Genomic DNA, 14,865 nt, shown 5'->3' with positions numbered 1-14,865 from the left:
ACCTCCCCCGGATGGGTAATTTATGTTTAGCCATCTAAAAGGGAGGTTCTTTTTGTATGGGAGTAGCTCTTAAGGGAAATACCAGAACCAATGCCACCAAGTCGGAGGCCAAGCAGCTGCGCAGACAAGGCAAGGTGCCAGGCGTAGTTTACGGGAAAACCACGGACAGCCTGACGGTTGTTCTGGAGCGGAAGGAACTCGTGCCGCTGCTGAGAAGCCACCCGAATGCGGTGATTGATCTTAATATCGAAGGCGTGGGCAAGCGCCCCGTACTTATCAGTGGAGTTCAGAGAGACAGCCTGAGCCAGGATGTCATCCACATTGATTTCCATCAGATCAACATGAACGAGCCGGTTAAGGCTACGGTTGCCGTCGAGATCGTGGGAGAAGCGGCAGGCGTGAAGGAAGGCGGCATTCTCCAGGTGGAGACGGCACAGCTTGACGTCCGTTGTCTGCCTAGCGATCTGCCGGACTCCGTACAGGTGGATGTCAGCAATCTCGGCATCGGGGAGAATATCCTCGTATCGGATTTGAAGCTGCCTGAGAACGTCGAAGTGAAAACGGAAGCTCAGGATGTTGTGGTTACCGTGCTTCAACCGCAGAAGGAAGTCGAAGAAACGACTGCGGACGAGCCTGCAGCCGAAGCTGAGCCTGCGGCTGAAGAAGCTGCGGAGTCGAAAGAATAACACGGCCTTCGGGCAAAATGAGAGGCTGCTGCCGGTGATCCGGCAGCAGCCTTTTTAATCCTTAACCGCTGGACGAAAAAGTTGACAAGCTTTGTAAGCGCTTGCTAAATTGCGCCTAATAACCCGGTCTTGAAACGAATGTAAACATGCCGCGGTTGTAAAACGTGTTGTTGATCTTGATGAAGTGGGAAGAATAGAGATAAACGAAGCCTATATCTTTGTGGGCGTTAAGATAGTATACTTGGACAGGAACCTCCGCTTCCAAATGATCTTGAAAATGATCGTCCTGGTAAAGCTGCTGGCCGTTGTCGTACATAAGATTCATCACCTGCTACCCATATTTTTTTGAAGCGTAAATCATGCTGATTTGCGCCAATTTATGACTTTATCTTTGCGGCTGGGACCGGCAAATGAGCCAGGCGGCCGAAAAAACGCAGGCCTATGCCCGGAACCGCATAAATATGCCTGTATATAATAGACAAGTTTCGGCAGGGAATCGTTACGGTGTCTAGTTAAAAAAAGTAAAAAAATTTTGGGAGTGAATGAAACGTGAAATGTTTTGTCGGTTTAGGCAATCCAGGAAAACAGTACGAGCATACACGGCATAATATCGGCTTCATGGCGATCGACCGTTTTGCCGAGAAATGGGGCGTGTCGTCGTTCCAGAATAAGTGCAAAGGCCATTTGGCTGAAGTGCGTGTGAACGGTACAAAGGCCTACTTGCTGAAACCTATGACCTATATGAATTTGTCGGGGGAGTCGATTCGGGCTTTCATGGACTTTTATAAAGTCGACGTGTCGGATCTCGTCATTTTGTACGATGACATGGATACGCCATTCGGGAATATCAGGCTGCGTTACCAGGGGAGCGCCGGCGGCCATAACGGGATCAAATCCGTCATAGCCCATACGGGCACGTCCACGTTCAACCGCATTCGTATGGGGATCAATCGGCCTAATCCGGGCTATCCGATTGTCGACTATGTCTTGTCGAATTTCAGCAAAGCGGAAACGGGGGCGCTGCCGGCCGTTCTGGACAAAACGTGCGAAGCGATGGAGCACTGCCTGAGCGAGCCCTTCGAGAAAACGATGGCGGTTTTCAACGGAAGCGGGAGTTAGTCCGAAGACCCAGTGAATTGAACATGCCGTGTTGCAAATCGGGGCCGTTCCCCTGTTCCCTTTCTAAGGGAGATTGATCCGGGGAGGGGGCATCGGCCGCCCCAAGACACATTGTATGCCGTGCATAGGCCGGCAAATTACTTCCAGAGGTGGCTAGGATTTTAAAAACAGGGCCATACTAAGGAGTAATCGAAACCTGCAAGGAGGCATACATTGATGTCAGTAAAATATATTTGCCGTCATTGCCAATCGTCTATCGGGGAAATCAGCCGGGATCAAGTGAGCGAATACCAGCTTGGTTTCCATTTCTTGACCCCCGAAGAACGGAGCGATATAATAGCGTATAACATGGACGGGGGCGTTACGGTCAAGGTGGTTTGCGATTATTGCAAGCAGGCACTGGACGCCAATCCTGAGCTTAACCTGATCGGCAGCCCGCTGCAGTGACCGATTCCGGCCGCTGCCTGCGCGCTGCTTAGGGCGCTTATCCCGTACTCCGGACATGTGCAAAAATTGTGTCATGACAGCCTAGGCAAGCGCCGAGGCTTCTTTTTGTGAGAGGAGTGTACTTGATTTGCAAGCTTTAATACAGGCTTTTTCAACGGACCGCGATTTTCAAAGTGTGATTACGGGTATTCGTTCCGGCATGAAAGAGCAGTTGATCGCCGGATTAACCGGCTCCTCTCGTCAGGTGATGCTTGCCGCACTGATGCAGCAACTCGAGCGTCCGCTTCTCATCGTTACGCATAATATGTTCTCCGCCCAGAAGATCTTCGAGGATTTAAGCGAATGTCTTCCGGAAGACGGGGTTCTCTTATATCCCGCACAAGAGCTGCTTGCCGCCGAAGCGGCTATTGCCAGTCCCGAAATGCTGGCGCAGCGAATCGATGTGCTGACTAAACTGGCCGGCGGATACCGGGGAGCGGTCATTGTGCCGTATGCCGGATTCCGGCGTCTGCTTCCGACGAAGGAAACGTTCAAGGAAGCCCAGCTCACCGTACGTTTGGGGGATACAATTGACCTGGAGGAATTTCTGACCCGTCTGACCGAGCTGGGTTACGAGCGTGTGGAGCGGGTGGAAGCGAAGGGGGAAATGAGCGTCCGCGGAGGCATCGTGGATTTATTTCCGCTGACTTCTTCCACGGCCGTCCGGATCGAATTATTCGATGTGGATGTGGATTCTATCCGTACGTTCGACGTATCGGACCAGCGCTCTATCGAAAAGCTGGATTCGTTCGTGATCCAGCCGTGCCGGGAAGTTCTCTTAAATAGAAAGCGTTTTCAGAGCGCTGCTCAACATGCTTACGAACTTCTTCAGACCCAGCTTGCCAAAATGACGGACCGCCAGGCCAAGGACAGGCTGCTGGAAGGAATCGGACATGATATTGAACTGCTCCGAGAGGGGAACACCTTCCAGGGGCTGTTCAAGTATGTCTCGCTGCTCTATCCGGAGCGGCAGACTCTATCCGATTACATGCCGGAAGATACGGTGCTGCTCGTTGACGAGCCGGCCCGGCTCGTGGAAACCTCCAAGCAGCTGGAGCGGGAAGAGGCGGAGTGGGTGACGAGTTCCCTTCAGGACGGAAAGGCCCTTCCGGCCCTCACGCTTTCGAAGCAGCTCGAGACCCTTATGCAGCGCCGCACTTATCCGACGCTTTATATGTCGCTCTTCCTGCGCCAGGTCCCGCAGACCCAGCCGCAGAACATTGTCAATTTCATGTCCCGGGTCATGCAGAATTTCCACGGGCAGATGAACCTTCTGAAAGCGGAAATGGAACGCTGGAAAAAGACGGGCAGCCGCGTGATCATCCTAGCCAACGGTGAAGAGCGGATGGACCGCGTCCGCCGTGTGCTCGGGGATTATCAAATCGATGAACCCGAGATTATGAACGGAAACCTGCAGACCGGCTTCGAGCTGCCGTCCATTCATCTCGTTGTGATTACGGAAGGCGAGATGTTTACGCAGAAGCAGCGGAAAGCGCGCAAAGTAGACAAGAAAATCGAGAATGCCGAGAGAATCAAAAGCTACCAGGAGCTTAAAGTCGGAGACTACGTCGTTCACGTCAACCACGGGATCGGGAAGTATGTCGGGATCGGCACGCTTGAAGTCGGGGGCATTCATAAAGATTATTTGCATATTGTCTATGCGGGCGGCGACAAGCTGTCCGTCCCGATCGACCAGATCGATCTCATTCAGAAATATGTCGGTTCGGAAGAGAAAGAGCCGAAGATATACAAGCTGGGCGGGGCCGACTGGAACCGCGTCAAGAACAAAGTTCGGACCTCCGTCAAGGACATCGCCGACGATCTCATCAAGCTTTACGCGGACCGTCAAGCGACAACGGGATACGGCTTCAGCTCCGATTCCGCCTATCAGCAGGAATTCGAAAGCATGTTTCCGTATGACGAAACGACGGATCAACTCCGGGCAATTGGGGAAATTAAGAAGGATATGGAAAAACCGCGTCCGATGGACCGGCTTCTTTGCGGAGACGTCGGTTACGGCAAGACGGAAGTGGCTATCCGCGCCGCCTTCAAAGCGGCTATCGACGGCAAACAGGTCGCTGTCCTGGTGCCGACGACGATTTTGGCGCAGCAGCATTACGAGACATTCCGCGAGCGCTTCTCGGGATACCCGTTCAACATCCAGGTGTTGAGCCGGTTCCGTTCGAAGAAAGAGCAGAATGAAACGACCAAGGGCGTCAAGGCCGGTACCGTCGACATCGTCATCGGAACGCATCGCCTGCTGTCCCAGGATTTGAAGTTCAAAGACCTGGGGCTGCTCATCGTCGATGAGGAGCAGCGTTTCGGCGTCTCGCACAAAGAGAAGCTGAAGCGGCTGAAAACGAATGTCGACGTGCTGACGCTGACCGCAACGCCGATCCCGCGCACGCTCCACATGTCGATGCTGGGGGTTCGCGACCTGTCGGTTATCGAGACGCCGCCGGAGAACCGCTTCCCCGTACAGACCTACGTGCTGGAATACAGCACAACGCTCGTGCGGGAAGCGATCGAACGCGAGCTGGCGCGTGAAGGACAGGTGTATTTCCTGTTCAACCGCGTCCAGGGGATCAACCAGATGGCCGAGCAGATCTCCATGCTCGTCCCGGAAGCCCGCGTGACCGTTGCGCATGGGCAGATGTCGGAGCAGGAACTCGAGAAAACGATTCTCGACTTCCTGGACGGCGAGTTCGACGTGCTCGTAAGCACGAGCATCATCGAGACCGGCGTCGATATCCCGAACGTGAATACGCTGATCGTGCATGACGCCGACAAAATGGGCTTATCCCAGCTGTATCAGCTGCGGGGCCGGGTCGGCCGTTCCAACCGGATCGCTTACGCGTACTTTACTTATCAGCGCGACAAAGTGCTGAACGAAGTGGCGGAGAAGCGTCTCCAGGCAATTAAAGAATTTACAGAACTTGGATCTGGATTTAAAATTGCCATGAGGGACTTGTCTATCCGCGGAGCCGGTAATCTGCTCGGAGCCGAGCAGCACGGGTTTATCGCTTCCGTCGGGTTCGACCTGTATTCCCAGATGCTGAGCGAGGAAATCGCCAAGCGCAAGCTGGAGCTGGACGGAGAGCAGGCGGAGCCCGAGAAGGAATGGATCACGCAGCTTGACCTTCACCTGGATGCTTACCTGCCGTCGGATTACATTTACGACAGCATGCAGAAGATCGAGATTTACAAGAAAGTGGCGAATATCCGCTCCTTCGCGGAAGCGGAAGATCTGGATGAGGAATTGGTGGACCGGTTCGGCGATTTGCCGCCTGCCGTTTCCAATCTTTTGGCCGTAGCCAGATTGAAGGTGTATGGAGCCGAATATAAAATCGAATCCATCTCCCAGAAGGGCGACGATTATCAGATCAAGATTTCCCCGGACGAGACGGAAAGACTGGACGGTCAGAAGCTGTTTACGATTTCGAACGGCTTCGACGGGCGCGTCAAGCTGATTGCCGGGCCTCAGATTCATGTTCATATCCGCGGCAAAGGGCTGTCCCCCGAGGACACAATCGCATTGGTGGAGCGTTTTCTGTTACAATACAGGGAAGCCTTGAAAACGAAGGGAGAATTGCAGAATGCAACACAATAAATCAGGTTGGGCCAAAAGCAAGTGGCTGCTGCTTGCCGTATTAGTCCTTGTCTTGGCCGTGGCCAGCGGGTGCGGCAAGAAGGACGAAGGAAAAGCCGGCACGCCGGAAGAGGTTATCGCCACTTACAAAGACGGGGGTAAAGTGACCCGCGGAGAGTTTGACAAACTGCTTTCCTTCAACCGTCTCCTGTATCCGGAATACGCGCAGTTCGAAACGGACCCGGCTTACCAGCAAAGCATGCTGGAGCAGTTTATCATGCTGAAGGTCCTTTCCGGACGTGCGAGCGATGACGTGAAGAAAGAAGCGGACAAGCAGGTAACCGATCAAGTTACGCAGCTGAAAACTTTCGTGGGCGCGCAGGAAGGCGGCCTGGAGAAGAAGCTGAAGGACGCTAAACTGGAAGAGAAAGACATTGAGGACCTCTTGAGACTAAGCGTGTATTCCACGAGCTACTTGGAGAAGCAGGTCACCGACGACGAAATCAAAGCGGAATACGAAAAGGCCAAAAAAGCGGACCCGAACGCCTACGATGTAGCGACTGTCCGTCATATTCTCATCGGTCTTAACGATCCGAATACGAATAAAGAGCTCCGCACGAAAGAAGAAGCTCTGAAGCGCGCAAAAGAAGTGCAGCAGAAGCTGAAAAACGGCGGAGACTTCGACGCTCTTGCCAAAGAATACTCGGATGACCCGGGTTCGAAAGATAAAGGCGGCAAGTATGAGAACGCCAAAGTCGGCCAGTGGGTAGCCGGATTCAAAAAAGCGGCCCTTGAGCTGCCTTTGAATACGATCAGCGATCCCGTTGAGACCGATTACGGTTACCACGTCATGAAAGTGGAATCCCGTAAAACCGAAACCGTAGAAGACGCCAAGAAAGATCTGGCCTCTAACCTGGCGCAAGTGAAGATGCAGGAGTTCGTAACGAAGGAGCTTCCCGGCTTGATCGAAACGAACAAGCTTCCTAAGCCGACTCCGACTCCGGCTCCATCGGCCAATCCGAGCCCGGCACCTGGCGGAAGCACGGCACCGAGCGGAACGGAGGCTCCGACAGGCAGCCCGTCTCCGCAGACGACGCCGACCCCGGCGCCGACCGACGTGCCTGGAGCGACGCCTCCGGCCGCAAGCCCTTCGCCGGCGGCGAAGTAAGCGGATCTGCGAAGCCTGGCGGCAGATCATTTATTTAACATAAGCCATCTCGTCCATCCGGACGGGATGGCTTTTTATTTTACGTGGATGGAAAGAGGGAAATGTATAAGAATATGGGGGCGGATGAATACTATGGTCAGAATCGAATCGCTACACCCTTCTCTTTTAAATACACGCAGATCGGCGTCCAGTCGTATCCAAAACTTCAAGTGAAAGTGGGGCAACAAGAGTCATGAAAGCAACTGGAATCGTTCGTCGCATTGATGACCTGGGTAGGGTTGTCATTCCGAAGGAAATACGGCGCACACTGCGCATCCGGGAAGGCGACCCGCTCGAGATATTCGTCGATCGCGACGGTGAAGTTATCTTGAAGAAGTATTCCCCGATCGGCGAACTGGGGGATTTTGCCAAAGAATATGCCGAGTCTCTCTATGAGAGCACCAATCATATCACACTGATTACGGACCGGGATACGATTATCGCGGTAGCGGGCGGTTCGAAGAAAGAGTATATGGACAAGCAGATCGGGCAGATCGTGGAGACCACCATGGAAAACCGTAAACCGACGATCGAGAGCGGTTCGGGTACATACGAAATCTCCAAAGACAATCCCGAAACTTACAGCTCTTTCGTCATCGCTCCGATTGTGGCGGGCGGAGACCCGATCGGTTCGGTTATTCTGATGAGCAAGGACGAAGAAGTCACGATGGGCAACATGGAATCGAAAATGGTGGAGACGGCAGCCGGTTTTTTGGCGAAACAAATGGAACAGTAACCGAAAGCTTCCCTTACTTGGAAACCAATTCCGGAGGTAAGGGGGCTTTTTTTGTTTTATGAGGAAATTTATATATAATGGGAAGAGTCCTCTTTAATCCGTATTTTTCAAACATCCTAGTGTAAACCCCCAGAAGGAAAGCGAGGCTTTAAGCAGTATGAAAGCGACAGGTATAGTTAGACGCATAGACGATTTAGGACGGGTAGTCATTCCGAAAGAGATTCGGCGCACCATGCGCATCCGGGAAGGCGATCCCATGGAGATATTCGTGAACCCCGACGGCGAAGTCATTTTGCAGAAATATTCTCCGGTCGGTGAACTTGGAGATTTTGCGCTGGAATATGCGGAATCGTTAAACGAGAGCACCGGGTATCAGGCCGTTATAGCGGACCGGGAGACCTTCATCGCAGCGGCGGGCCGCGGACGTAAAGAATATGACGGCAAACCGGTGGGCGAGCAATTGGAGAACGCCTTGAACGGAAGACAGACCATCTTGCAAGAAGCGGCCGGCATTTTCGAACTGGTTAAGGATGCGGCAGATGCTTACGGTTCATTCGTCATTGCACCGATCATTCACAACGGAGATACCATCGGCGCCGTTCTGTTGGTCAGCAAGGAAAATGACGTGGTCATGGGAAAAACCGAGCGGATCATGGCCGAAACGGCCGCTTCCTTCTTGTCCAAGCAAATGGAAGTGTAGATACACACGGACACATTTAATCTTTTATCGCAGGAGAGACGTTCATGTCCACGGAAAAGGGAACGCAGGAACAGGCTGTGACGGTCGGAAGCTCCCGTCTCCTTAAGGGTGCCGCGTTACTGGCCGCCGCGGCGGTATTCTCCAAACTGCTCGGAACCCTCCAAAAAGTTCCGCTGCAGAATATAGCCGGAGACGGGGCTTTCGGCATTTATAACGCCGTCTACCCGCTGTACCTCCTGATTCTTTTCCTGGCGACGGCGGGTTTTCCGATCACGGTCGCAAAATTCGTCCAGGACCGGGCAGCCGCACGCGATCATGCGGGGGCTAGACGGGTGGCGGCGGCCTCCGCTCTGCTCCTGACAGGAACTGGCGTCCTTTGCTTTCTCTTGCTGTATTTCGGAGCCGATGTGCTGGCGGGCTGGATAGGAACAGCGGCTGCAGCGCCGGCCATCCGCAGCATTTCATACGCGCTTCTGCTGGTTCCTGTGCTCTCGGTTCTCCGCGGTTATTTTCAAGGCTATCAGAACATGATCCCCACCGCGGTGTCCCAGGCAGTCGAGCAGACGGTGCGCGTGCTTACGATGGTTCTTCTTCTGCTGTACTTGACCGAACAAGGTGCGGGAGACGGCGATATTGCCGCCGGAGCGACATTCGGTTCCGTAACGGGGGCAGCGGGGGCCTTACTTCTGCTTCTGTATTATTGGCAGAGAAGCAAAGATAGGAGAACCGGGAGGCGGCGGGCTGCCGCAAAGACGTCGGAAACGGGGGATCGTCCCGACTCCTGTAATGCCCCGCATAGCGCCGGGAACAGCCTTGATCGATCGGCTGTTGAGAGACCGGCAGCACCGGGAGAGGCTGCCCAAGCTGAAGCCGCCGGCCCTGTGGGGGCCAAAGAACCGCTTGGCCGGCTCATGGCCTCTATCGGCGCTTACGCTCTGCCGATCTGCCTCGGCTCGATCATGACGCCGATTCTCAATCTCATCGACGCCTTCACCATCCCCCGCCTGCTCCTTGGCGGGGGAGCGGACCCGGCTGAGGCGATGCGCCAGTTCGGCCTGTACAACCACGGCCTGCCCTTGGTTCAGGCCGTGACGATGGTCGCGTCCTCGCTGACGGCCGTGCTGGTGCCGGCAATCGCCGCAGCTAAGGCGGCGGACCCGGCGCAGCTGCAAATCCGCACGGAGCGGACCGTGCGGATGACGGGCCTGCTCGGCCTGGCTGCGGCCGCCGGCCTGGCCTCTCTCACCGTGCCGGTGAACGTGATGCTCTATCAGAGCGAAGAAGCGTCCGGCACGATGGCTCTGCTCGCGCTCACGGCGCTGTTCGGCACGCTCAACATCGTGCTTGCCGGAGTGCTGCAGGGCCTCGGCGCCGTGAATGCTCCCGCGCTGCATCTGCTCGCTGCCGCCGCCGTCAAGATCGGCGGCAGCCTGCTGCTCGTGCCGCGCTGGGGAATCGCCGGCGCAGCCGTGTCGGCGGTGCTCGCGTTCGCTGCCGCGTCCGCCCTGGGCCTTGCCGAGGTGCGGCGGCTGACCGGCGCTCCGCAGCGCCCGCGCTTCTCGGCCTTGGCGCCGCTTGCGGCCGCCGTGCTCATGTGCGCCGCTCTGGGCGCGCTCCAGCTCGTGGGCGGGCCGCTGCTTGGCGCCTTGGCGCCGGGCCTGGGCCCGCGCGGGCAGGCCAGCGTATTGGCGCTGGCCGGGGTGGCGCTCGGCGCGGCCGTGTACGCGTTCGCGCTGCTGCGCTTCGGCGCCGTGAACCGCGCGGAGCTGGAGCAGCTCCCCGGCGGCGGCAAGCTGGCTTCGGCGCTGACGAAGCTGCGCCTGTTCCCGCAGGGGGAGCGGCTCTAGGAGCGGGCCGCGCCTCGTGATAGACCGCGCCGTTTCGGCGTAAAATAGCTGCGAATCAACCGGCTCCGCTTAAGCGGGAACCGGAATACGCGTGGGAGGCAAGGACTATGACGCAAGGAATTACGGTTCTCGGACTCGGTTCCGGGGACGAAAACCAGCTCACGCTCGGCGTGCTGCGCCGTTTGCAGCAGGCTCCGAAGCTGATTCTCCGCACCGATCATCACCCGGTTGCCGCCTATCTCCGGGCGGAGGGGATCCGGTACGAGACCTTTGACGCGATTTACGAAGCGAAGGACCGCTTTGACGACACATATGAAGCGATAGCGGCCTCGCTGCTGGAGTCCGCCCGTTCGCAGGCTGTCGTGTACGCTGTTCCCGGACACCCTATGGTGGCCGAGTACACCGTGCAGCTGCTGAGGGCGAAATGTCCGGAAGCGGGCATTCCGCTGGAGATCGTTGGCGGGGAAAGCTTCCTCGACCAGGCGTTTCTCCGGTTTGGCTTTGACCCCATCGAAGGGATGCAGCTTCTGGATGCGACGGATCTGCGGCCCGGCATGCTGAACCCCCGCTTGCATACGGTTATCGGACAAGTGTACGATACATTTACGGCGTCGGATGTGAAGCTTACGCTGATGGAGCTTTATCCGGACGATTACACCGTCTTTGCGGGTCACTCCCTTGGCGTTGCGGGAGAAGAATCGGTTGTCCGGGTTCCTCTTTACGAGCTCGACCGGATCGAGGGCTACGGCAACCTCTCCCTTGTATGGGTGCCGCGCAGCGACCGGGACGAACTCCGCAACCGTACTTTGGAGCGGCTGCATGAAATTGTGGCGATTCTCCGCAGCCCGGAAGGCTGCCCGTGGGATCGCGAGCAAACGCATGCCAGCCTCCGCAAAAACCTCATCGAAGAAGCGTACGAGGTGCTGGAGACGATCGATGAGGACGACCCCGACCATATGTGCGAGGAGCTCGGTGACCTGCTGCTGCAGGTGATGCTCCATTCCCAGATGGAAGAGGAGACCGGCGCTTTTACCGTCTATGACGTAATCGCGGGCCTCAACGAGAAGCTGATCCGCCGTCATCCGCACGTTTTCGGTACGGAAGGAGCGGAAAATGCGGAGGAGGCTCTCGCCAACTGGCAGCAGATGAAGGACGAGGAGAAGCGCCGCAAAGGGATTGACCCTTCTAAGCAGTCTGCTTTGGCGGGAGTGCCCAAGGATCTGCCGGCTCTGATGAAAGCCCTGAAGCTTCAGAAGAAAGCGGCTGTCGTCGGTTTTGACTGGTCCGAGGTCGGAGAAGTGATCGCCAAAATCACCGAGGAACTCGGTGAAGTGCAGGAAGCGATGGAAAACGGTGCGGCGGCGGAGCGCCTGGACGAACTCGGGGATCTGCTTTTCGCCGTCGTCAATCTGTCACGCTTCCTGAAAATCGATCCGGAAGAGGCGCTGGCTTCGACTAACCGCAAGTTTGTACGCCGTTTTCAGTACATCGAAGAGCGCCTGGAAGCCCGGGGCAAGTCCCTGGCGGAGGCGGATTTGGCAGAGATGGAAGAATTGTGGCAGGAAGCAAAAAAACTTCAATCCACGTAGGTTTTTCAGCAGGATTTCCCAAGCTGAGCAAGAATACTTAGTTTCGGAAGAGGCTTTTCTGTTAGATTCAGAACCAGCTACACATTGTCATTCACTTTAGGAGGTATTCGAATCATGAACAAAACAGATCTGATCAACAACATTTCCACAAAGAGCGGACTCACCAAGAAAGACGTGGAAACCGTCCTCAACTCTTTCCTCGGTGAAATTACGGACGCGCTGTCCACAGGAGATAAAGTTCAGCTGATCGGCTTCGGTACATTCGAAACCCGCAAACGCTCCGGACGCACGGGCCGCAACCCGCAAACCGGTCAAGAAATTTCTATTCCGGAATCGAATGTTCCTGCTTTTAAAGCGGGCAACAAGCTTAAAGAAGCCGTAAAATAATGAGACTCGACAAGTTTTTAAAAGTATCCCGGCTGATCAAACGCCGTACGGTGGCCAAAGACGTCTCCGATCAGGGACGTGTCTGGATTAACGGGCGGGATGCGAAACCGAGCTCGACGGTGAAGGTAGGCGACGAACTTACCATTCAATTCGGGCAGAAGAAAGTGACCGTTCGCGTGGAACAGCTGACGGAGTCGACTCGTAAAGAGGATGCGGCTCATATGTACACGCTTCTGCGGGAAGAAGCGAATAACGGATAACCAAGAGGCTGAAAGGCGGATTACGCCGACTAGGCCTCTTTTTTACGTGTTTCCGGGTGTTCTAAAAACGGACATCCCCCCATATCGTAGTGGTAGGAAAAGCTGTAGGGGGGACTCGCCATGATGGAGGCCGGAAAGACCAAACGGCAGGAAGTGAAAATGCTCAACCGCAAGCTGCTCGAAATCTCCGGGGTGAAGAATGTGGAGAGCTTTGATAGTGAGGAATTTTTGCTGGAGACGGACTGTGGGTTTCTGCTCATTAAGGGACAGAATCTGCATATCAAGAATTTGAGTCTGGAGCAGGGACTGGTGGCGATAGAAGGATACGTCAACGCCTTGTCTTATGTGGACGCAAATTCCCCGGAGAAAAACAAGGGATTTCTGGGTAAGCTGTTCAAGTGACACTGAACGTCCAGTTTTTAACCTTGTGGTTCATGTTCGTCAGCGGGATGGGGCTGGGGATGCTCTACGACGCCTTCCGGGTGGTGTTCGTGCAGCTGCGGCTGCCGCGCTGGACTTTCCCGCTTGCGGATGTGGTTTACTGGATTACGGCGACCGTCTGCGTGTTCGGGACACTCGTGCACAGCAATCAGGGACAAGTCCGATTCTTCGTCTTTGTCGGGTTAATTATCGGCCTGCTGGTTTACATGATGACGCTGAGCCGTACCGTCCGTAAGGTTATTGCGGCCCTGATCCGGGCGGTTAAATGGCTTCTCCGCTTCTTCAAGCGAACGTTTACGCTGCTCTTTATCAAACCTGCGATCGGGTTATACAAGCTGGCCTGGGTGCTGCTGGGCTTTTTGACGGCGCTGGCTATGTTCCTGTTCCGAGTTGTGGTACAATTGGTTTACCCTGTGTGGAAACTGCTGCTTTGGCTGACAAGACCCCTGTACAAGCATTTACGGGTACCTGCCCGCGTGCTGCGGTGGTTAAATTTTTTAAAACAACTGTTTCAGAAGTGGTTTCGCAAGGGTAAGTAACCGGGCATGGGTCGAACTATATGATGGCCCTGCACGATCAGGAGGCTCAGAGATTAATGCCTGTTTCACCCAAATCAACGCAGACGCAACCTAAATCGAATAGCAAAGGCACGCGCCGCAGATTCCGTATTGCCGCCGTCATACTGCTCGGTTTTCTGACGTGGGCGGGAGTTACATTCTGGGGACAACATGGCAAGATCAGCGAGAAGCGTGCGGAAATGCAGCAGATCAAACAGGAATTTACCGATGAACAGAAGCGTAAAGCGGACCTTCAGCAGGAGATTGCCCGTCTGCACGACCCTGAGTATTTGGAGCAAGTTATCCGCAGCGAGTTGAATTATGCCCGCGAAGGAGAAACACGTTTTTTTATACCGACGTCCAAATCACAAAATCCGTAAAACCGGATTATTTGGGCTTTTCTCCATGTTGACCGTCTATTCAGCAATGGGGTATAATCGGCATAGCCATTCTTTTGAACAATTTAAGGGAGGAACATTGTATTTTATGGCAATAGAAGTGGGCAGCAAATTAGAAGGAAGAGTGACCGGTATCACTCACTTTGGGGCATTTGTCGAGCTTGAACAAGGTGTCACCGGATTGGTGCATATCTCGGAGATTGCCGACAACTACGTGAAGGATGTCAACGACCATCTCAAGCTGGAAGACAAGGTTCTGGTCAAGGTCATCAACGTGGACAAGGACGGGAAAATCGGCTTATCCATCAAGCAGACGATTGAAAAGCCCGCTGAACCTGCTCGCCCTGAAAGACAAGGCAATGGCAAGTTCGACTCCCCTCGTTCCGGAGATCGTGGCGGATTCGGTAACCGCGGAGACCGCGGCGGACGCGGTGGTGGCTTCCGTAACGCACCCGGCAAATTGTCTTTCGAAGACAAGATGAACCGTTTCCTCAAGGACAGTGAAGAGCGCATTTCTTCGCTGAAGAAGCAAGACTCCAAGCGTGGTGGGCGTGGCGGACGCCGCGACTAATTGTTCCTCGCTCTACTATTTACACAAATCTACAACCACATTCGATTTCGGCGGATGTGGTTTTTTTGCGTCGATTAACATGCGGTTATTCGGGGAATCGACACAACCTTACCGCATACGCATCCCTTTTACCGGTGACAAGCTCCCACCGCTTCGGAACGGTTGTTCGGAAGGGAGAAGCCGAGCCCCCATGGGGTAGGCATTTGCGTCGACCTGACAGGCCCCCCTTTTTTGTCGGAAATTTCTTGAACTCTAGTAACTCATTATGACAAATTCTATGATAGAACCCACC

At 54.9% G+C, this 14,865-nt stretch carries 16 protein-coding genes; 15 read left to right on the top strand and 1 reads right to left on the bottom strand.

The features are described from left to right. Positions 1 to 56: 56 nt before the first annotated feature. Complete coding sequence (locus PCH01S_RS27515; RefSeq protein ID WP_042235304.1) at positions 57 to 686, top strand: 50S ribosomal protein L25/general stress protein Ctc; 630 nt, start codon at positions 57 to 59, stop codon at positions 684 to 686. Positions 687 to 801: 115 nt separating this feature from the next. Here PCH01S_RS27515 and PCH01S_RS27510 read toward each other — a convergent pair whose 3' ends face one another. Next, positions 802 to 1,002 (bottom strand): hypothetical protein, encoded by a 201-nt coding sequence (locus tag PCH01S_RS27510; protein ID WP_009671908.1) that lies wholly within the window; start codon positions 1,000 to 1,002, stop codon positions 802 to 804. Between the two features lie 233 nt (positions 1,003 to 1,235). Between PCH01S_RS27510 and pth the strand changes: the two genes are divergently transcribed. From pth to PCH01S_RS27440, 14 genes are all read left to right on the top strand, one after another. After that, complete coding sequence (pth, locus tag PCH01S_RS27505) at positions 1,236 to 1,805, top strand: aminoacyl-tRNA hydrolase (protein ID WP_042235302.1); 570 nt, start codon at positions 1,236 to 1,238, stop codon at positions 1,803 to 1,805. Between the two features lie 216 nt (positions 1,806 to 2,021). Then, complete coding sequence (locus tag PCH01S_RS27500; protein WP_009671878.1) at positions 2,022 to 2,252, top strand: anti-sigma-F factor Fin family protein; 231 nt, start codon at positions 2,022 to 2,024, stop codon at positions 2,250 to 2,252. A gap of 127 nt (positions 2,253 to 2,379) precedes the next feature. Next, positions 2,380 to 5,901 carry a transcription-repair coupling factor gene (mfd, locus tag PCH01S_RS27495; RefSeq protein ID WP_042235299.1) on the top strand — a complete coding sequence of 1,174 codons (3,522 nt, stop codon included), beginning with the start codon at positions 2,380 to 2,382 and terminating at the stop codon, positions 5,899 to 5,901. Continuing rightward, positions 5,888 to 7,048 (top strand): peptidylprolyl isomerase, encoded by a 1,161-nt coding sequence (locus tag PCH01S_RS27490; RefSeq protein ID WP_042235297.1) that lies wholly within the window; start codon positions 5,888 to 5,890, stop codon positions 7,046 to 7,048. Before mfd ends, PCH01S_RS27490 begins: the two co-directional genes overlap by 14 nt. A gap of 232 nt (positions 7,049 to 7,280) precedes the next feature. After that, positions 7,281 to 7,823, top strand: a complete 543-nt coding sequence (gene spoVT / locus PCH01S_RS27485; RefSeq protein WP_042235295.1) for a stage V sporulation protein T — start codon at positions 7,281 to 7,283, stop codon at positions 7,821 to 7,823. A 157-nt stretch (positions 7,824 to 7,980) separates the two neighbouring features. After that, positions 7,981 to 8,523 carry a stage V sporulation protein T gene (gene spoVT / locus PCH01S_RS27480; protein WP_042235293.1) on the top strand — a complete coding sequence of 181 codons (543 nt, stop codon included), beginning with the start codon at positions 7,981 to 7,983 and terminating at the stop codon, positions 8,521 to 8,523. A 44-nt stretch (positions 8,524 to 8,567) separates the two neighbouring features. Continuing rightward, positions 8,568 to 10,370: a polysaccharide biosynthesis protein gene (locus PCH01S_RS27475; protein ID WP_042235291.1), complete on the top strand. Its 1,803-nt coding sequence runs from the start codon at positions 8,568 to 8,570 to the stop codon at positions 10,368 to 10,370. A 107-nt stretch (positions 10,371 to 10,477) separates the two neighbouring features. Then, the gene (gene yabN / locus PCH01S_RS27470; RefSeq protein WP_042235289.1) at positions 10,478 to 11,959 is read left to right on the top strand and encodes a bifunctional methyltransferase/pyrophosphohydrolase YabN; all 1,482 of its coding nucleotides are present in this window, start codon (positions 10,478 to 10,480) and stop codon (positions 11,957 to 11,959) included. Between the two features lie 114 nt (positions 11,960 to 12,073). Continuing rightward, positions 12,074 to 12,346, top strand: coding sequence for an HU family DNA-binding protein (locus PCH01S_RS27465; RefSeq protein WP_009671911.1), 273 nt, complete (start codon positions 12,074 to 12,076; stop codon positions 12,344 to 12,346). Next, entirely contained in the window at positions 12,346 to 12,606 is a 261-nt protein-coding gene (locus PCH01S_RS27460; RefSeq protein ID WP_042235286.1) for an RNA-binding S4 domain-containing protein, read from the top strand. Before PCH01S_RS27465 ends, PCH01S_RS27460 begins: the two co-directional genes overlap by 1 nt. 120 nt (positions 12,607 to 12,726) lie before the next feature. After that, positions 12,727 to 13,008 carry a sporulation protein YabP gene (yabP, locus tag PCH01S_RS27455; RefSeq protein WP_009671862.1) on the top strand — a complete coding sequence of 94 codons (282 nt, stop codon included), beginning with the start codon at positions 12,727 to 12,729 and terminating at the stop codon, positions 13,006 to 13,008. Next, on the top strand, positions 13,005 to 13,586 hold the full coding sequence (yabQ, locus tag PCH01S_RS27450) for a spore cortex biosynthesis protein YabQ (protein ID WP_042235284.1): 582 nt from the start codon (positions 13,005 to 13,007) through the stop codon (positions 13,584 to 13,586). The genes yabP and yabQ overlap by 4 nt, the downstream gene beginning before the upstream one ends. Positions 13,587 to 13,642: 56 nt before the next feature. Then, positions 13,643 to 13,984 carry an FtsB family cell division protein gene (locus PCH01S_RS27445; RefSeq protein WP_042235282.1) on the top strand — a complete coding sequence of 114 codons (342 nt, stop codon included), beginning with the start codon at positions 13,643 to 13,645 and terminating at the stop codon, positions 13,982 to 13,984. A gap of 106 nt (positions 13,985 to 14,090) precedes the next feature. Next, positions 14,091 to 14,573, top strand: coding sequence for a S1 domain-containing RNA-binding protein (locus PCH01S_RS27440; protein ID WP_016424266.1), 483 nt, complete (start codon positions 14,091 to 14,093; stop codon positions 14,571 to 14,573). Positions 14,574 to 14,865 lie beyond the last annotated feature (292 nt).

Origin of the sequence: Paenibacillus chitinolyticus NBRC 15660 (assembly GCF_000739915.1) — a bacterium.
Taxonomy (GTDB): domain Bacteria; phylum Bacillota; class Bacilli; order Paenibacillales; family NBRC-103111; genus Paenibacillus_F; species Paenibacillus_F chitinolyticus.
Note: the sequence above shows the minus strand (reverse complement) of the source record. Positions and strands in the feature narration are given on the sequence as shown.